An 18,330-nucleotide genomic window follows, 5' to 3' on the forward strand; every position below is an offset into this window, starting at 1 on the left:
AGCCAGCTCTCACAGTTGGATCGCGGTGCGTCAGTTAGATCAGCGTCGGCTGCCAGGCCTTCGCGGGAGCAAGCTCCCTCGCCACAGGTTTAGCGTCGTACCGAAGTTGTGTAGATACCTATGCTCATCGGGGGCAAGCCCCTCCCACATTTGGACCACAGTTGGCAGTCAGACCGTCACCAGAGCAAGATGCCCCAACCTACGGATTCAGTTGGAGCGCAGGCGCAGGATTTGCGCGCCGTCGAACGGGTCCGTCAGGTAATGCCCCTGCACCCCGAATGTCTCCTGCAAGCGCTGTGGCGTCAGCACCTCTAGCGGCGCGCCCAGCGCCACCAGTTGCCCGCGATCCAGCACGGCCAGGCGATCACAGGTCAACGCCTGGTTCAGATCATGCAGCGCAATCAAGGTGGTCACGGGCAAGCCTTGCACGCCTTTGAGAATTGCCAGTTGATGCTGGATATCCAGGTGGTTGGTCGGCTCATCCAGCAACAAAATCTGTGGGCGTTGCGCCAGGGCGCGGGCGATGTGCACGCGCTGGCGTTCGCCACCCGAGAGGCTGCGCCAGGCGCGTTGGCTCAGGTGGGTGGCGTCTACGTCATGCAGGGCCTGGTGCACGATGGCGTCGTCTTCACGCGACCACGGGCTCAATGCCGACAGCCACGGTGTGCGGCCCAGGGCCACGGCGTCGAACACGCGGATGGCGTCGTCGGTGTCGGCCTGTTGCTCCACAACCGCCAATTGCTGCGCGATGGTGCGGCGCGACAACTCACCGAGCCGCTTGCCACCCAGGCGAACTTCGCCGCTGGCCGGCACACGTAATCCGGCCAGCAATTTGAGCAGGGTGGATTTGCCTGAACCATTGGGTCCGACGATACCGAGGGTTTCACCCAACTGCACGTCGAGGTCAATGTCACGCAGCAACTGCGCGTCACGCACTTTGAAGCCCAGGCCGCGGCAACTGAGTACGCTCATCGGGCATTCCTCCGGCCGATCAGGATCAGCGCAAACACCGGCGCGCCCACCAATGCGGTGACCACACCCACCGGAATCACCTGGCCCTTGATCAAGGTGCGCGACAGCACGTCTGCAGCGATCAAAAACAGCGCGCCACCCAAGGCACTGGCTGGCAGCAAACGCGAATGCCCGGTGCCAAGCAACAGGCGCACCGCATGGGGAATCACCAGGCCGACAAACCCGATGGAGCCGACGATAGACACCATCACCGCCGTCACCAACGCGGCGCAGGCCACCAGCACAAATTGCACGCGGCGCACCGGGATGCCGAGGGAGGCTGCCGAGTCGCTGCCGAAGGTGAACGCATCCAGTGCACGCCGGTGCCACAGGCACACGGCGAGCCCCACGACCGCCACCGGCACCGCCAACCACACCGACGGCCAGCGCACGCCGCTGAGGTTGCCCAGCAGCCAGAACATAATGCCGCGGGCTTGTTCGGAGCTGGCCGACTTGGTGATCAGGAACGCGGTCAGGGCATTGAACAACTGTGAACCGGCGATGCCCGCGAGGATAATCTGCCCGGTGCCGCTGGACGATCCGCTGGCCCGCGCCAGCAGAGTCACCAGCGCAAAGGCCGCCATCGCCCCCACAAACGCGCCCGCCGACAACGACACCAGGCCACCGCCCACGCCGATCAAGGCCACGAGTACCGCACCGGTTGACGCGCCGGCGCTGATGCCCAGCAGGTACGGGTCGGCCAGCGGGTTACGCAGCAGCGATTGCAGGATCACGCCGCACGTCGCCAACCCTGCGCCGCAAGCTGCGGCCACCAATGCACGGGTGAGGCGGTAGTTCCACACCACGCCTTCGTCGATGGGGTCCAGTGCATAGCTGGCGCCCCAGAGTTTATTGGCGAGCACCTGCAGCACCACCTGCGGTTCTATGGCGGTTTCACCGATGGCGACGCCAGCGAGCAGGGCGAGCAGCAGCAACGCCAGGGCGAGTAGGGTGCGCATCATTGGCCCAGGTGGTAGCCGTCAATGGCGGCCGCCAGTTGTTCAAGGCCCTCGAAGGTGCGCAGGCTCGCCTGCAAGGCCAGAGCGTCGAGGATGATGATGCGGTTGTTCTTCACCGCGTCCATGTTGCGGGTCACGGGGTCGCTGCGCAGGAAGGCGAGTTTCTTTTCATGGTCGTCGGCCGGGTAGCGACGGCGATCCATGCGTGCGATCACCAGGAAGGTGGGATTGGCCTTGGCGATGGTTTCCCAGCCGACGGCAGGCCACTCCTCATCGGACTGCACCACGTTACGCAAGCCAAGGGTTTGCAGCATGAATTGCGGCACGCCTTTGTGGCCGGCTACGTAAGGGTCGCTGGCCATTTCGGCGCTGGAAAACCACACCAGTGCGCTGGCTTGCTGCAAGCCCTTGCCCTGGGCCGTGGCGACGGACTTGGCCAGGCGCGCCTTGAGTTCGTCGGTCAGTTGTTGGCCGCGATCCTGCACGTCGAAAATCTGCGCCAGTTGCTGGAGGCTCTGGTAGATCGTCTCGATGCGAAAGGGCTCCAATCGCGTGCCGTCGGCGCCGACCAGGTTGTCCTTGCCTTCGCAATCGGACGGCAACAGGTAGGTGGGGATCTTCAGTTCATGAAACTGCTCACGGGTACCGACCACGCCTTGGGGGCCCACCACCCATTCCAGCTCGGCGGCCACCAGTTGCGGGCGCTTGGCGAGTACGGCTTCGAAGCTGGGCTCGTTGTTGGCCAGGCGCTCGATGTGATCGTCCTGGGCCTTGTACTGCGCCGCCACGTTGTTGAACCACAGCGAAGTGCCGACCACCTTGTCGCCCACGCCCAGGGCATACAGCATCTCGGTGGCGGCCTGGCCGATGGTAACGCTGCGGGCGGGGGCGTGCTGGAAGGTCAGGGTGCTGCCGCAGTTTTGCAGGGTCAGCGGGTACTGAGTGGGCGCGGCTTGCGCCAGGGCACACATACCCAAGCCTGCGATCAGGGCGGTAACGCGTGGCAGCATGAGGCGATCTCCTTGTGAACCGTAGGTGCAGCAGGGGAGGTACGGCTCGGAAATACGCCCATGGAGGCTGCTGATGCGCAGGGCCAGGATGTCCTTCCCGGACACCCCGCCGGTTAGTGAGTTAGCTGGGCCGGCAGGTCTCCTGACTGATGCGTCGTCGCCATGCCCCGCCTTCCCGGACGTGGTCCAGTGGCATTCAAGGGCAGGCTCGGCATCTACAGTTGCGGGGGCAGTTTCGTTTCACGTCGCGTGCGGCGTTTCGAATTCCCTGTTAGTCCCATACGGGAACCGGCGGCGGTATGGTAAGCGATCACCCCCTGTAGGAGCGAGCTTGCTCGCGAAGGTCGTCAACGATAACGCGGGGAGCCTGATGCGCCGCGGCGTTCTCAGGTGCTTCGCGAGCAAGCTCGCTCCTACAAAAGAAGCGTCAGAGCCGAATATCCTGGGGGCCGCGGATCAGCGCTTCGATCCGGGTGCCTGTGGCGCGCTCTTCGTTGCTGAAGCCGTCGTAGTCGGCCAGGTTGGCGAAGCGGATGCCGGTCAGTTGTTCGATCGCAATCACACTGCGCTGGTAGGTTCGAAGCGGGCCGAATACCAGGTCGAGTTGGCCCAGTTCGCGGCTCTGGTCAATCATGTAGGCGCTGGCGGACGGCTTGCCATCGTCGCTGAGGTAGGCCACTACTTTCCAGAACGCCTTGGGGATTTTCACGCCACGGTACAGTCGGTCGTCATCGGCGAACACTGGCCCGGTAAACACCGTGGCTCGGGCTTTCCAGCGCTGGGTGTTGTCGAGAATGTAGTCTTCGAGCTCCAGCCAGGTCTTCTGGTTGAAGCCGCTCATCTGTGGCGAGCAGTTGGTGAAGTGAAAGGTGTCGAAGTTGGCGGTGTTGGCCTCATCGCCCCAGTTGGGGTCCTGGCGCCGCACCAGGTGGCCGCGGTCCAGGCCATTGCCGGCATAAAGGTCTTCACCTACCTGCGCCTCCAGGGGCAGGCGACCATCGTAGGCCCAGGTGTCGTTGCTGCGCGTGATGTCCACATGCTTGGCGCCATCGATATTCACCCCCACGTACAGCGCCAGTCGTCGAGCGCGTGACATTGTGATGGAGAAGTGCGTGTAGTCCAGGCGCTTGGGTTGCACATCGCCCGCCAGTGGCTGGTCAACCGTGGGCCATGGCACCACGAAGTCGCTGAGGAAGTCGTCGGCATAGCCAGCGCGGTTTTTGAGGTCCTTGGCCGCGGTGACGCGCGGCGTCGCGGCTCTGGCTTCCAGCAGGGTGGGGCTGGCCGCGACCAATGGGCGCAGGTCGGCAAGCCTTGGACGGTGGGAAAGGTCGATGTTGGCTGCGCGGGCGGGCATGGGCATGTTCCTTATGGGCCTGGGATAAACACCACTGAAACACAAAACCATGACAATTTGGCCCAGGTGGCTAACTCAGGACTATCCTGAAAACCGTTACCCGGACGTTCATCACACGCCAAAAAGGAGCCAGCTCATGTGTGTTCGCCAACCGCGCAACCCGATTTTTTGCCTGATCCCGCCGTACATGCTCGACCAGATCGCCCGCCACGGCGACAAAGCCCAACGGGAAGTCGCATTACGCACGCGTGCCAAGGACAGCACGTTCCGCTCGTTGCGCATGGTCGCGGTACCCGCCAAGGGCCCGGCCCGCATGGCACTGGCCGTGGGCGCCGAGAAGCAACGCTCGATCTACAGCGCCGAAAACACCGACAGCCTGCCCGGCAAGCTGATTCGCGGTGAAGGGCAGCCCGCCAGTGGCGATGCCGCAGTAGACGAAGCCTATGACGGCCTGGGCGCAACCTTCGATTTTTTTGACCAGGTATTCGATCGCAATTCCATCGACGATGCGGGCATGGCGCTGGACGCCACGGTGCACTTCGGCCAGGACTACAACAATGCCTTCTGGAACTCAACCCAGATGGTGTTCGGCGATGGCGACCAGCAGTTGTTCAACCGCTTTACCGTGGCACTCGACGTCATTGGCCATGAGTTGGCCCATGGCGTGACCGAGGATGAAGCCAAGCTGATGTATTTCAATCAATCCGGTGCGCTGAACGAGTCGTTGTCGGATGTGTTTGGCTCGTTGATCAAGCAGTACGCGCTGAAGCAAACGGCCGAGGACGCCGACTGGTTGATCGGCAAGGGGCTGTTTACCAAAAAGATCAAGGGCACGGCGCTGCGCTCGATGAAGGCGCCAGGCACTGCGTTTGATGACAAGCTGCTGGGCAAAGACCCACAGCCTGGGCACATGGATGATTTTGTGCAAACTTACGAGGACAATGGCGGGGTGCATATCAATTCCGGCATTCCCAACCACGCGTTCTATCAGGTGGCCACCCGGATTGGCGGGTTCGCCTGGGAGCGTGCCGGGCGTATCTGGTATGACGCACTGCGCGATTCGCGGCTGCGGCCCAATTCCGGGTTTTTGCGTTTTGCGCGCATTACCCACGATATTGCCGGTCAGCTTTATGGTGTGAACAAAGCTGAGCACAAGGCAGTCAAGGAAGGCTGGAAAGCGGTAGGTATAAACGTTTGACGAAGCCGCCTGCGCGGCGAGGAACAGCCATGCGAATTTCAATCAAGGAAAGCGGCGGACCGGCGTTTTTTCCGGGGTTGGCCAAGCCGCGCACGGTAGAGTTGGACGCGTTGCCCGAGCCCGACCAGCAGGAGTTGCGGCAACTGATTGAAGCGTGCGATTTTTTCCAGTTGCCGCAAAGCACCGATCCCGAGCCTGGCAACCCAGGCCGAGTGCATTACACCCTGACAGTAGCGGAGGGCGAGCGCGAGCACACAGTCTGTGTACTCGCGCCGGTGAATCCCCCGGCACTGGACGGTTTGGTGCAGTGCGTGCGACGGCATATTAATTGTTGAAGCGCCAATGCTGGCAGGCTACTTACGATCCAGCCATACCGTCTGCGCATTGCAGAACTCGCGTACGCCGAAGTGCGACAGCTCGCGGCCGAACCCGCTTTTCTTCACGCCGCCAAATGCCACCCGCGGGTCTGAGACGCTGAACGCGTTGACAAAGACCCCGCCGGTTTCCAACTGATCGGCAATCGCCCGCGCCTTTGCGGAATCGGCCGTGAAGATGCTCGCGGTCAGGCCAAACTCGCTGTCATTGGCCAGCGCCACGGCGTGCTCGGCGTCGCGGGCGGTGATGATCGAGGCCACGGGGCCAAACAGTTCCTGTTTGAACGACGTCATGTGGTCGGTGACGTCGGCCAGGATGGTCGGTTCATAGTAATTGCCCGCGCCCGCGACTTTATGGCCGCCCAGCAGCAGCGTGGCGCCTTCTTCCAGGGTCGCCTGGACCTGGCCGTGCAGTTCGTCACGCAGATCAAAGCGCGCCATGGGGCCGATATAGGTGGTGTCGGAGGTGGGCTCGCCCATCACCAGGGCGCGGCTGGCTTCAAGGAACTTGGCGGTGAAGGCTTCAACCACTCCCGCTTCGATGATCAAGCGCTTGGCGGCGGCGCAGACTTGGCCGCTGTTCTGGAAACGGCCGATGACGGCGGCTTGTACGGCAGCGTCGAGGTCGGCGTCGTTGAGCACGATAAACGGGTCGGAGCCGCCCAGTTCCAGCACGCATTTCTTCAATGCGGCCCCGGCCTGTGAGCCGATGGCGATGCCGGCGCGCACGCTGCCGGTGAGAGTCACAGCGGCGATGCGTGGGTCGGCGATGGCGGTGGACACGCCATCTTGGGTCACGTTGATGACTTCAAACACGCCTTCGGCAAAACCGGCTTTGCGCAATGCTTGCTGGATCAGGTAGGCGCTGCCCATTACGTTGGGCGCATGTTTGAGCACGTAGGTGTTGCCGGCGAGCAGGGTCGGCACTGCACCACGCAGCACTTGCCACACCGGGAAATTCCACGGCATTACCGCGAGGATCGGGCCCAGTGGGCGGTATTCGATCCGGGCGCTGCCGTTGTCCACCAGGGTGGGCTCCGGGGCGAGCATGGCAGGCCCGTGGGCGGCGTACCATTCGCTCAGTTGCGCGCATTTTTCGATTTCGGCCCGGGACTGGACGATGGGTTTGCCCATTTCCAGGGTGATCATTTGCGCCATGTCTTCAGCTTGCTCACGCAGGGCGGCAGCCAGGGCCAGCAGGTATTCGGCGCGCTGGCTCACAGGCGTGCGGCGCCAGGTGCGGAAGGCATCGGTCGAGCGGGCGAGGGCGGCGTTCAGCTGTTCCGCGCTTTCATAGGGGTAGCTGCCGACTGTTTCGCCGTTGGCGGGGTTGATCGACAGGGCGTGGGTCTGGTGGGAGATAACATTGTTCATGGCACCGTCCGGCTGAATGAGTGGAATGGGACCAGCGTACGGGGCTGTATGTTTTCTGGAAACTGAATAATAATAAGTAATATGTTCTCAATTCGAGAATGTTATATCGTCCCCACGCTCTGCGTGGGAATGCATCCCATGACGCTCCGCGTCAAAGACCTATGCGCCAACGATCGGACGCGGAGCGTCCGAGGCAGCGTTCCCACGCAGAGCGTGGGAACGATCATGTACATGATTGGAGAATGATTTGGATCTGGTGCAGCTGGAAATCTTCAAGGCCGTTGCCGAGCAAGGCAGCATCAGCGCTGCCGCCCAGTTGATTCATCGGGTGCCGTCGAACCTCACCACGCGCATCAAGCAACTGGAGCAGGATTTGGGCGTGGAGTTGTTTATCCGCGAGAAGAGCCGCTTGCGGTTGTCCCCGGCCGGGTGGAATTTCCTCGGCTATACGCGGCGTATTCTCGATCTGGTACAGGAAGCCCGCGCCACGGTGGCGGGGGAGGAGCCCCAGGGCGCGTTTGCCTTGGGTTCGCTGGAGAGCACGGCGGCGGTGCGTATCCCGGCATTATTGGCGGCGTATAACCAGCAATACACCAAGGTCGAGCTGGACCTGAGCACGGGCCCCTCGGGCACCATGATCGAAGGCGTGCTGTCGGGTCGGTTGACGGCGGCCTTTGTCGACGGGCCGGTGCTGCATTCCACGCTGGAGGGTGTGGCGGTGTTCGAGGAAGAGATGGTGGTGATTGCGCCGCTGCATCACGCGCCGATCACCCGCGGCCAGGATGTGAATGGCGAGAACATCTATACGTTCCGTTCGAACTGCTCGTACCGGCATCACTTTGAACGTTGGTTCTCACAGGATGGCGCGGTGCCGGGCAGGATCTTCGAGATCGAGTCGTACCACGGCATGTTGGCCTGTGTCAGCGCCGGGGCCGGGCTGGCGCTGATGCCGCGCAGTATGCTGGAGAGTATGCCGGGGTGTGCGGCGGTGAGCGTGTGGCCGCTGCCCGACACGTTCCGTATCTTGAATACCTGGCTGATCTGGCGGCGGGGCACGGTGTCGCAGAGTTTGAACAGTTTCGTAAAACTGCTGCAAGAACGCGGGTTTTGTAGGAGCGAGCTTGCTCGCGAAGACCGTTAACGATAACGCGGGCATTCTGGATGAACGCGGTGTCTTTGGGTTTTTCGCGAGCAAGCTCGCTCCTACAGGAGAGCGGGTCAGCCACCAAATTGCAGGGTGCCCATGGCCAGTTTGGCCATGATTGCCGTGGCGCCCAGTTGTACCAGCCATAACGCCAACCCACCGAGGAATACTCCCAGCGCTACCTGCAGCACCAAGCTCTTCTGCCGCTTGGCTTGCGGTGCGCGTGGGGCGTAGTCGTGCAGTTCGTCGCGGTCGGCGCGCAGATCCAGGTCGTCGTTTCTCATAAAGCTCTCACAGCAAGGGGCAGTCGGTGTTCAGTCTAGTGCGTTCGCCAATAAAAAGGGGGAAGCCATTGGCTTCCCCCTTCGTATAACGTGTGTCCGCTTACAGCACTTGGACAATCGCCTTGGTCACTGCACCAATGTTCGACTGGTTCAGCGCCGCCACGCAGATGCGACCGGTATCCAGCGCATAGATGCCGAATTCGGTGCGCAGGCGGGTGACTTGCTCAACGGTCAGGCCGGAGTAGGAGAACATCCCACGCTGGCGGCCGACGAAGCTGAAGTCATGGCCTGGAGCAGCCTTGGCCAGTTCGGCCACCATCTGCTCGCGCATGCCACGGATGCGCAGGCGCATCTCGGCCAGTTCGGCTTCCCACTGGGCGCGCAGTTCCGGGTTGTTGAGTACGGCGGCGACGATGGCTGCGCCGTGGGTCGGCGGGTTGGAGTAGTTGGTGCGGATCACACGCTTGACCTGGGACAGGATGCGCGCGCTTTCTTCCTTGGACTCGCTGACGATCGACAGCGCGCCTACGCGTTCGCCATACAGCGAGAACGACTTGGAGAACGAGCTGGATACAAAGAAGGTCAGGCCCGACTCAGCGAACAGGCGCACCGCGGCGGCGTCTTCGTGGATGCCATCGCCGAAGCCCTGGTAGGCCATGTCGAGGAACGGCACCAGGTTCTTGGCCTTGACCACGTCCAGCACGTTTTGCCAGTCGGCCGGGCTGAGGTCGACGCCGGTCGGGTTATGGCAGCAAGCGTGCAGCACCACGATGGACTGTGGCGGCAGGGCGTTGAGGTCTTCGAGCAGGCCGGCACGGTTCACGTCGTGGGTGGCGGCGTCGTAGTAGCGGTAGGTCTGCACCGGGAAACCGGCTTTTTCAAACAGCGCCTGGTGGTTTTCCCAGCTTGGGTCGCTGATGGCGACGACGGCGTTGGGCAGCAGTTGCTTGAGGAAGTCGGCGCCGATTTTCAGCGCGCCAGTGCCGCCCACGGCCTGGGCGGTAATCACACGGCCTGCGCTCAACAGTGGCGACTCAGCGCCAAACAGCAGCTTTTGCACAGCCTGGTCGTACGCCACGATGCCGTCGATTGGCAAGTAGCCACGGGCGGCATGTTGCGCCACACGAATGGCTTCCGCTTCGGCAACGGCACGCAAGAGTGGAATCTTCCCCTCCTCGTTGCAGTAAACGCCCACGCCAAGGTTCACCTTGGTGGTTCGTGTGTCGGCGTTGAATGCTTCGTTGAGGCCCAGGATTGGATCGCGTGGTGCCATTTCGACAGCGGAGAACAGGCTCATTTTTGCGGCAGCTCTATGGGGGGTAGGAGGGACGTGTCGCGCTCCAGCCGAATGCACTAGAGCGGTGCACAAACGGGGAGCTAGTATAGAGGCCATCACGGCTGAGAGCGACAACGGAAACGGCTTTTCGGCCAAGTTTTTCGGTTTATTTGCTGACCGTTAGTCTTATTGCAACATTGACGATAAAGGTCGTGTAGGAAGACGGCCTTGAAACCCGTCACATTCGACACCACTTCTACAGCTATCATGGTTTTTTCCTGCAACCTGCGATGACTAATCGCGGGTTGCTGAGCTATTTCGTCCCTGGCGGTGTCGAGTCTGGGGTGACTTCACGAGGTACGTTATGTCGGATTTCCAGCTCGTTACCCGTTTTGAACCCGCCGGCGATCAACCGGAAGCCATTCGTCAGATGGTCGAAGGCATCGAGGCCGGCCTGGCGCACCAGACGCTGCTTGGGGTGACCGGTTCTGGCAAGACCTTCAGCATCGCCAATGTGATCGCCCAGACCAACCGCCCGACCCTGGTGCTGGCGCCAAACAAAACCCTGGCGGCGCAGCTCTACGGCGAGTTCAAGGCGTTCTTCCCCAACAACGCGGTGGAGTACTTCGTTTCCTACTACGACTACTACCAGCCCGAAGCCTATGTGCCATCCTCCGATACCTTCATCGAGAAGGATGCGTCGATCAACGACCACATCGAGCAGATGCGGCTGTCGGCCACCAAGGCACTGCTGGAGCGCAAAGACGCGATCATCGTCACCACGGTGTCGTGCATCTACGGCTTGGGCAGCCCGGAAACCTATTTGAAGATGGTGCTGCACGTCGACCGTGGCGACAAACTCGACCAGCGCGAACTGTTGCGCCGCCTGGCGAGCCTGCAGTACACCCGTAACGACATGGATTTTGCCCGCGCCACCTTCCGGGTGCGCGGCGATGTGATCGACATCTACCCGGCCGAATCCGACCTGGAAGCGATCCGCATCGAACTGTTCGATGATGAGGTCGAAAGCCTGTCAGCCTTCGACCCATTGACCGGCGAGGTGATCCGCAAGCTGCCACGCTTCACCTTCTACCCGAAAAGCCACTACGTGACCCCGCGCGAAACCCTGATGAGCGCCATCGAGGGTATCAAGGTCGAGCTGGCCGAGCGCCTGGAATACCTGCGTTCAAACAATAAGCTGGTGGAAGCCCAGCGCCTGGAGCAGCGCACTCGCTTCGACCTGGAGATGATCCTGGAACTGGGTTACTGCAACGGCATCGAAAACTACTCGCGCTACCTGTCGGGCCGTGACTCCGGGGCGCCGCCACCGACCCTCTATGACTACCTGCCGCCCGACGCCTTGCTGGTGATCGACGAATCCCACGTCAGCGTGCCGCAGGTGGGGGCCATGTACAAGGGTGACCGTTCGCGCAAGGAAACCCTGGTGGAATACGGTTTCCGCCTGCCGTCGGCGCTGGACAACCGACCAATGCGCTTTGACGAGTGGGAAGCCATCAGCCCGCAGACCATCTTCGTCTCCGCTACGCCCGGCAACTATGAAGCCGAGCACGCGGGCCGCGTCATCGAGCAACTGGTACGTCCCACTGGCCTGGTGGACCCGGAAATCGAAATTCGCCCGGCGCTGACCCAGGTCGACGACTTGCTCTCGGAAATCAACAAGCGCGTGGCCCTGGAAGAGCGGGTGCTGGTCACCACCCTGACCAAGCGCATGTCCGAAGATTTGACTGATTACCTGGCCGACCACGGCGTGCGCGTGCGTTACCTGCACTCGGACATCGACACCGTAGAACGCGTGGAAATCATCCGCGACCTGCGCCTGGGCACCTTCGATGTGCTGGTGGGGATCAACCTGCTGCGTGAAGGCCTGGACATGCCGGAAGTGTCGCTGGTGGCGATCCTGGATGCGGACAAGGAGGGCTTCCTGCGCTCCGAACGCTCGCTGATCCAGACCATCGGCCGAGCGGCGCGTAACCTCAATGGGCGGGCGATCCTGTATGCGGACCGCATTACCGGTTCCATGGAGCGGGCGATCGGCGAGACCCAGCGTCGTCGCGACAAGCAGATCGCGTTCAACCTGGAACACGGCATTACCCCCAAAGGTGTGTTCAAGGACGTTGCCGACATCATGGAAGGCGCCACCGTGCCGGGCTCGCGCAGCAAGAAGCGCAAGGGCATGGCCAAGGCCGCCGAGGAGAGCGCCAAGTACGAGAACGAACTGCGCTCACCGAGTGAGATCACCAAGCGGATTCGACAGCTGGAAGAGAAGATGTACCAGTTGGCGCGGGATCTGGAGTTTGAAGCGGCGGCGCAGACGCGTGATGAGATTGGCAAGTTGCGTGAGCGCCTGCTGGCTGTTTGATTTGCGTTGATTGGGCTGGCCCCATCGCGTGCAAGCCCGGCTCCCACATTGATCTGTGAACGCGGTCAAGATGTGGGAGCTGGCTTGCCTGCGATGGCCGCGCCTCGGTTTTCCAGATATCCCCCAGGCTGTTACCATTCGCCCCTTGTTTCAATTTTCAGTTTTATCGCCCATTCGAGACCTGCCATGACCACCGTCCGCACGCGCATTGCGCCATCGCCTACTGGGGATCCCCACGTCGGTACTGCTTACATCGCCCTGTTCAACTACTGCTTTGCCAAGCAGCATGGTGGTGAATTCATCCTGCGGATCGAAGATACCGATCAACTGCGTTCCACCCGTGAGTCGGAACAGCAGATTTTCGATGCCTTGCGCTGGTTGGGCATTACCTGGGCTGAAGGCCCGGATGTCGGCGGCCCGCATGGCCCGTATCGCCAGAGCGAGCGCAGCGACATCTACAAGCAATACACCCAGCAACTGGTTGACATGGGCCATGCCTTCCCGTGCTTCTGCACCGCCGAAGAACTGGACCAGATGCGCGCCGAGCAGCAGGCCCGTGGCGAGACCCCGCGTTACGATGGTCGTGCGTTGCTGTTGTCCAAGGAAGAAGTGGCTGCGCGCCTGGCCGCCGGTGAGCCTCACGTCATTCGTATGAAAGTGCCAAGCGAAGGCGTTTGCGTGGTGCCGGACATGCTGCGCGGTGACGTCGAGATCCCGTGGGACCGCATGGACATGCAGGTGCTGATGAAGACCGACGGCTTGCCGACGTACTTCCTGGCGAACGTGGTCGATGACCACCTGATGGGCATCACCCATGTGCTGCGCGGCGAAGAGTGGCTGCCATCGGCGCCGAAACTGATCCTGCTGTACGAATACTTCGGCTGGGAGCAACCGCAGCTGTGCTACATGCCGCTGCTGCGTAACCCGGACAAGAGCAAGCTGTCCAAGCGCAAGAACCCCACGTCGGTGACCTTCTACGAGCGCATGGGCTTCATGCCCGAGGCGATGCTCAACTACCTGGGCCGCATGGGCTGGTCGATGCCGGACGAGCGCGAGAAGTTCTCGTTGCAGGAAATGGTCGACAACTTCGACCTGTCCCGCGTCTCCCTCGGCGGCCCGATCTTCGATATCGAGAAGCTTTCGTGGCTCAACGGCCAGTGGCTGCGTGACCTGCCGGTGCAAGAGTTCGCCAGCCGTGTGCAGCAGTGGGCGTTGAACCCCGAGTACATGATGAAGATAGCGCCACTGGTGCAGGGCAGGGTAGAGACGTTCAGCCAGGTCGCGCCCTTGGCCAGTTTCTTCTTTGCTGGCGGCGTGAATCCCGATCCCAAGCTGTTCGAGTCGAAGAAGCTCTCCGGTGACCAGGTTCGCCAGTTGATGCAGTTGATCCTGTGGAAGCTTGAAAGCCTGCGTCAGTGGGAGAAGGATGCGATCACCGCGACCATCCAGGCGGTGGTGGAATCCCTGGAGCTTAAACTGCGCGATGCCATGCCGCTGATGTTTGCCGCCATCACCGGGCAGGCCAGTTCGGTGTCGGTGCTCGATGCGATGGAAATTCTCGGCCCGGACCTGACCCGTTTCCGTCTGCGCCAAGCCCTTGATTTGCTTGGTGGTGTGTCGAAGAAAGAAAACAAGGAATGGGAAAAGCTGCTGGGCGCTATCGCCTAAGCAGGCCGCTTAGGGCACGAAACCCCGGTTTTCCGGGGTTTCGTCGGTAAGTGATTGTTATCCCGGCAAAAAATTTTGGAAATTGTTGAAAATAAATTTGACACGTTTCCAAACCGCCATTAAGATTCGCCCCGTCCTCACCGATGAGGGGCTATAGCTCAGCTGGGAGAGCGCTTGCATGGCATGCAAGAGGTCAACGGTTCGATCCCGTTTAGCTCCACCAATTTACAGGTTCAAGGTTCCGGCCACACCGTCCTTGAATTGATCAGGTCTCAGCTCTGATCAGATGTACAGAAGGTTTTGTCCCCTTCGTCTAGTGGCCTAGGACACCGCCCTTTCACGGCGGTAACAGGGGTTCGAGTCCCCTAGGGGACGCCAGTTTCAACAAGCAGCTCGAAAGGTCTGCTGCGTCGCGAGACGAAAAATCCGGGGCTATAGCTCAGCTGGGAGAGCGCTTGCATGGCATGCAAGAGGTCAACGGTTCGATCCCGTTTAGCTCCACCAATTTTACAGGTTCAAGGTTCCGGCCACACCGTCCTTGGATCGATCAGTTCTCAGCGCTGATCTGTTGTATAGAAGGTTTGTGTCCCCTTCGTCTAGTGGCCTAGGACACCGCCCTTTCACGGCGGTAACAGGGGTTCGAGTCCCCTAGGGGACGCCACGATTACCCGCTCTGCGGGATTTTTAAGGGTCATTCAATTATTGAATGGCCCTTTTGTTTGTCTGGCGTTTGGCCAATTCCCTCCTTTATCACCCATTTTCTGTTCTGACCGGCGGTCGTGCTTATCGCTTGCCAAATATTATTATAGTAATAATATTCAACCCATGAAAGACGGAGGCTTCGATGAGCGATAAAAAAGCGCAAACCCGCGAACGTATTTTGCAGGCTGCCAGCGCGGCATTGATCCAGCGTGGCCCGGCTGAGCCCAGTGTGGGCGAAGTAATGGGGGCGGCGGGGCTGACAGTCGGCGGCTTCTACGCGCACTTTGAAAGCAAGGACGCGCTGATGCTGGAAGCGTTCAGCCAGTTGCTGGCGCAGCGTCGCGCCTCCATCGATGACTTGGACGAACAACTGACCGGCGAAGAGCGCCGCACGTTGGTCGCAGCGTTTTATCTGTCGCGCAAGCACCGCGACTCCACGACCCAGGCCTGCCCGTTGCCCGCGACGGTGGGGGAGATGGGGCGCTTGCCGGACGCTTTTCGCGAGGTTTTGAACGAGCACGTCGAGTTGATGGCCGCGCAATTGGCCGGCAGCCCCGAAGACATCGACAAGGCCCTGGCGGACATGGCCTTGATGGTAGGGGGGCTGACCCTGGCGCGGGCACTCGGGCCCGGCGAGTTATCAGATCGGGTTATACGTGCGGCCAAGTCGGCGGTACGCTGAAAAAGGGGATGCAAGATGGGCGCATTGACCTGGGTTCGTGGTTTCAATGGCACGGTGGGGCGCCTTGCGCCGCATGCTGTCGCCAGCAAGATGCGTCGCACCTTCATGACCCCGCGCGATCTGCCGCCGCGTGACTGGGAGTTGCCGCTGTTAGCCCAGTCGGAGCGCATCACTCTGCGTTTCGGCCTGTCGGCATTGCGTTGGGGGCATGGCCCGGCGGTGCTGCTGATGCATGGCTGGGAAGGCCGCCCGACTCAATTCGCCAGTTTGATCACGGCGTTGGTCGACAACGGCTATTCGGTGATAGCCTTGGACGGTCCCGCCCACGGTCGTTCGCCAGGGCGTGAAGCCCATGTGCTGCTGTTTGCCCGCGCCATGCTTGAGGCGGCGGCCGAGCTGCCACCGCTGTATGCGGTGGTCGGCCATTCCATGGGCGGCGCCAGTGCGATGTTGGCGGTGCAGTTGGGGTTGCGTACGCAGGCATTGGTCAGCATTGCCGCACCGTCGCGCTTTCTGGATGTGCTACGCGGGTTCACCCGCATGGTCGGCTTGCCGCCACGGGCGCGCTCAGCCTTTATCCAAGAGGTGGAGTTGAGCATGGGCATGCCGCTCAAGCATCTGGACGTGGCCCACTACCAGCTGAACATTCCCGGCCTGATCGTGCACGCCGAAGACGACACCTTCGTTCCGGTCAGGGCGGCTCAAGCCATTCACGAAGCCTGGTTCGACAGCCGCCTGCTGCGCCTGGAGCAGGGTGGCCACCAGAAAGTGCTGGCCGACCCGCAGGTCATCGACGCTGTACTCGCCCTATTGGCCGGCTGCCGTCTACAGGAGCGCCAAAGCGCCTGATACACTGCCCCGCCGACATCAATCGACTGGAGCAAGGCATGGGCTGGGATTTGGCAACGCCGTTCATCATTGATCTGCAGGTTACGGCTGAGGACATCGACGGCCTGGGGCACGCCAATAATGCGGTGTACGTCTCATGGCTGGAGCGTTGCGCCTGGCGCCATTCCCAGCGCCTGGGGCTGGACCTCACCGAATACCGCCGCCTCGACCGCGCCATGGCCGTGGTGCGCCATGAGATCGACTACCTGGCCGCAGGCTATGAGGGCGATGAGTTACAACTTGCCACCTGGATCGTCGATTGGGACCAACGCCTGAAAATGACCCGTCGTTTCCAGCTTGTGCGCCCCCGTGACGGCGCGACCCTGCTGCGTGCGCAAACAACCTTCGTATGTATTGAGTTGTCCAGCGGCAAGCCCAAGCGTATGCCCGCCGAGTTTATTGAAGGTTACGGCCCCGCCCTGACAGGGGGTTAACGGTTGCCGCAGGAAACCCAGTAAACTGCGCCACGATTTTTGTTGAGTGTTTTCCATGCAAATTGCTTTGGCGCCCATGGAGGGGTTGGTCGACAACATCCTGCGGGACGTGTTGACCCACGTGGGCGGTATCGACTGGTGCGTGACCGAGTTCATCCGGGTCAACGACCGCCTGCTCACACCTGCCTATTTCCACAAGCTCGCCCCGGAACTGCTGCACGGTGCGCACACCGCTGCGGGCGTGCCGTTGCGTGTGCAATTGCTGGGCTCCGACCCGGTTTGCCTGGCGGAGAACGCCGCCTTGGCCTGCGAGCTGGGTTCGCAAGTCATCGACCTGAACTTCGGCTGCCCAGCCAAGACCGTCAACAAGTCCCGCGGCGGTGCGGTGCTGCTCAAGGAGCCGGAGCTGCTCAACCAGATCGTCGAACATGTGCGCCGTGCCGTACCTGCCCATATCCCGGTGACCGCCAAGATGCGTCTGGGCTTCGACAGCCCGGATGGCGCGTTGGTGTGTGCAACGGCCCTGGCAGAAGGTGGTGCGGCGCATATCGTGGTACATGCGCGTACCAAAACCGATGGCTATAAGCCCCCCGCCCATTGGGAGTGGATCCCGCGTGTGCAAGACGTGGTGAAGGTGCCAGTGTTTGCCAATGGTGATATATGGAGTGTTGAAGATTGGCGGCGGTGCCGGGAAATCAGCGGCGTAGAAGACATCATGTTGGGACGCGGCTTGGTCGCGCGGCCTGACCTGGCCCGGCAAATCGCTGCTGCGCGCGCTGGCGAAGAAGTAGTGGAGATGACCTGGGCGCAGATGCAACCCATGCTCCACGAGTTCTGGCGTCAATCGGTAGCCCAGTTGACTGAAAAGCAGGCGCCGGGCCGTTTGAAGCAATGGCTGGCGATGTTGACGCGTAATTACCCGGAGGCGGTCGAACTGTTTACGGCCCTGCGTCGTGAAACCGCATTGGAACAGGTTAGCCGCTTGCTTGGCATGCCTCACCCACAACCGGCAACGTTATGAGTTGTAACGCTTCAATGTCCGTTGATGGTGGGTGCAACATTATTTGAGTCGGCGTCCTGTTTCAAAAAATGCCCCATATTGAGAGATATGGGGCATTTTTTTGTTTGTTGGGATTATCTATGGCTGAACTTGACGCCCTTTATAGAGCGCTCGCAGTTTGTTCTCACATAGGTTGAATGTTGCTCGGTAATAAACAGGCACGTTATAGGTTTTTTAAATTCAAAAGTTTCTCTGTGTAAGTTTATTTATAAATATATGTCTTCGGTGCGTGGTTCTGGTTGTGTCTTATATGTTCGCGCGAAATATCAAAGTGGGCGGTTACGCGGCGTTTTGAATTGTATCGACAAGTTGCGTTTCAGGTGAGTTATTAATCTGTATTTCTGCCACGCACACATTCGGGGGCGGCAAATCGAGGTGTTCTTTAAAAAGCACGAGGCAAAGTCTGAAAATTTGGTTTGGTTTCTTTATATGACGCGCGATTTTAGGAACTGGTCAGCGTTAACTCCCACAAATTAGCAGCTGTCAGGCAGTGTTGTTGCTTGCAGTTCATTAAGGCTATTGCTTCCCT

General features: G+C 60.8%; 16 protein-coding genes, 4 tRNA genes and 1 riboswitch. Of the genes, 13 read left to right on the forward strand and 7 right to left on the reverse strand.

Annotated features, from left to right (window positions below; all coding sequences use genetic code 11):
• Positions 1-207: 207 nt before the first annotated feature.
• The 4 genes from FXO12_RS28525 to FXO12_RS28540 all read right to left on the reverse strand — a co-directional run bounded on the left by FXO12_RS28525 (position 208) and on the right by FXO12_RS28540 (position 4,337).
• The gene (locus tag FXO12_RS28525; RefSeq protein WP_054898581.1) at positions 208-972 is read right to left on the reverse strand and encodes an ABC transporter ATP-binding protein; all 765 of its coding nucleotides are present in this window, start codon (positions 970-972) and stop codon (positions 208-210) included.
• Entirely contained in the window at positions 969-1,973 is a 1,005-nt protein-coding gene (locus FXO12_RS28530) for an iron ABC transporter permease (RefSeq protein WP_034126222.1), read from the reverse strand. Before FXO12_RS28530 ends, FXO12_RS28525 begins: the two co-directional genes overlap by 4 nt.
• Positions 1,970-2,980 carry an ABC transporter substrate-binding protein gene (locus FXO12_RS28535; RefSeq protein WP_034126223.1) on the reverse strand — a complete coding sequence of 337 codons (1,011 nt, stop codon included), beginning with the start codon at positions 2,978-2,980 and terminating at the stop codon, positions 1,970-1,972. Before FXO12_RS28535 ends, FXO12_RS28530 begins: the two co-directional genes overlap by 4 nt.
• Before the next feature lie 114 nt (positions 2,981-3,094).
• Positions 3,095-3,288: riboswitch (cobalamin riboswitch) on the reverse strand.
• Positions 3,289-3,407: 119 nt separating this feature from the next.
• The gene (locus FXO12_RS28540) at positions 3,408-4,337 is read right to left on the reverse strand and encodes a DNA/RNA non-specific endonuclease (protein WP_057977602.1); all 930 of its coding nucleotides are present in this window, start codon (positions 4,335-4,337) and stop codon (positions 3,408-3,410) included.
• A gap of 136 nt (positions 4,338-4,473) precedes the next feature.
• Between FXO12_RS28540 and FXO12_RS28545 the strand changes: the two genes are divergently transcribed.
• Complete coding sequence (locus FXO12_RS28545) at positions 4,474-5,535, forward strand: M4 family metallopeptidase (RefSeq protein WP_054898578.1); 1,062 nt, start codon at positions 4,474-4,476, stop codon at positions 5,533-5,535.
• Between the two features lie 29 nt (positions 5,536-5,564).
• A complete protein-coding gene (locus FXO12_RS28550; RefSeq protein ID WP_034126226.1) occupies positions 5,565-5,870 on the forward strand; it encodes a protealysin inhibitor emfourin in 306 nt (101 codons plus the stop codon).
• 18 nt (positions 5,871-5,888) lie between these two features.
• Here the strand turns inward: FXO12_RS28550 and FXO12_RS28555 are convergent, their stop codons facing one another.
• Entirely contained in the window at positions 5,889-7,283 is a 1,395-nt protein-coding gene (locus FXO12_RS28555) for an aldehyde dehydrogenase family protein (protein ID WP_057977604.1), read from the reverse strand.
• A gap of 247 nt (positions 7,284-7,530) precedes the next feature.
• On the opposite strand from FXO12_RS28555, the gene FXO12_RS28560 reads away from it, so the two are divergent.
• A complete protein-coding gene (locus FXO12_RS28560; RefSeq protein ID WP_057977606.1) occupies positions 7,531-8,424 on the forward strand; it encodes a LysR family transcriptional regulator in 894 nt (297 codons plus the stop codon).
• 77 nt (positions 8,425-8,501) lie between these two features.
• Here the strand turns inward: FXO12_RS28560 and FXO12_RS28565 are convergent, their stop codons facing one another.
• Positions 8,502-8,711, reverse strand: a complete 210-nt coding sequence (locus FXO12_RS28565; RefSeq protein WP_005789784.1) for a hypothetical protein — start codon at positions 8,709-8,711, stop codon at positions 8,502-8,504.
• Positions 8,712-8,811: 100 nt separating this feature from the next.
• The gene (locus FXO12_RS28570) at positions 8,812-10,008 is read right to left on the reverse strand and encodes an amino acid aminotransferase (RefSeq protein WP_034116881.1); all 1,197 of its coding nucleotides are present in this window, start codon (positions 10,006-10,008) and stop codon (positions 8,812-8,814) included.
• A 343-nt stretch (positions 10,009-10,351) separates the two neighbouring features.
• Between FXO12_RS28570 and uvrB the strand changes: the two genes are divergently transcribed.
• The 10 genes from uvrB to FXO12_RS28620 all read left to right on the forward strand — a co-directional run bounded on the left by uvrB (position 10,352) and on the right by FXO12_RS28620 (position 17,762).
• On the forward strand, positions 10,352-12,367 hold the full coding sequence (gene uvrB / locus FXO12_RS28575; protein WP_057977608.1) for an excinuclease ABC subunit UvrB: 2,016 nt from the start codon (positions 10,352-10,354) through the stop codon (positions 12,365-12,367).
• Positions 12,368-12,553: 186 nt separating this feature from the next.
• On the forward strand, positions 12,554-14,035 hold the full coding sequence (gltX, locus tag FXO12_RS28580; protein ID WP_032896132.1) for a glutamate--tRNA ligase: 1,482 nt from the start codon (positions 12,554-12,556) through the stop codon (positions 14,033-14,035).
• A gap of 147 nt (positions 14,036-14,182) precedes the next feature.
• Positions 14,183-14,258 (forward strand) — tRNA-Ala (locus FXO12_RS28585).
• Positions 14,259-14,337: 79 nt separating this feature from the next.
• A tRNA-Glu gene (locus FXO12_RS28590) sits at positions 14,338-14,413 on the forward strand.
• A gap of 50 nt (positions 14,414-14,463) precedes the next feature.
• Positions 14,464-14,539: transfer RNA gene (locus FXO12_RS28595), tRNA-Ala, on the forward strand.
• Positions 14,540-14,620: 81 nt separating this feature from the next.
• Positions 14,621-14,696: transfer RNA gene (locus tag FXO12_RS28600), tRNA-Glu, on the forward strand.
• 183 nt (positions 14,697-14,879) lie between these two features.
• Complete coding sequence (locus FXO12_RS28605) at positions 14,880-15,419, forward strand: TetR/AcrR family transcriptional regulator (RefSeq protein WP_054898574.1); 540 nt, start codon at positions 14,880-14,882, stop codon at positions 15,417-15,419.
• Between the two features lie 15 nt (positions 15,420-15,434).
• On the forward strand, positions 15,435-16,268 hold the full coding sequence (locus tag FXO12_RS28610) for an alpha/beta hydrolase (RefSeq protein WP_054921654.1): 834 nt from the start codon (positions 15,435-15,437) through the stop codon (positions 16,266-16,268).
• A gap of 38 nt (positions 16,269-16,306) precedes the next feature.
• Entirely contained in the window at positions 16,307-16,741 is a 435-nt protein-coding gene (locus FXO12_RS28615) for a thioesterase family protein (protein WP_054921656.1), read from the forward strand.
• A gap of 55 nt (positions 16,742-16,796) precedes the next feature.
• The gene (locus FXO12_RS28620) at positions 16,797-17,762 is read left to right on the forward strand and encodes a tRNA-dihydrouridine synthase (protein ID WP_054898571.1); all 966 of its coding nucleotides are present in this window, start codon (positions 16,797-16,799) and stop codon (positions 17,760-17,762) included.
• Positions 17,763-18,330 lie beyond the last annotated feature (568 nt).

Source organism: Pseudomonas sp. J380 (assembly GCF_009827115.1).
Lineage (GTDB): Bacteria > Pseudomonadota > Gammaproteobacteria > Pseudomonadales > Pseudomonadaceae > Aquipseudomonas > Aquipseudomonas paracarnis.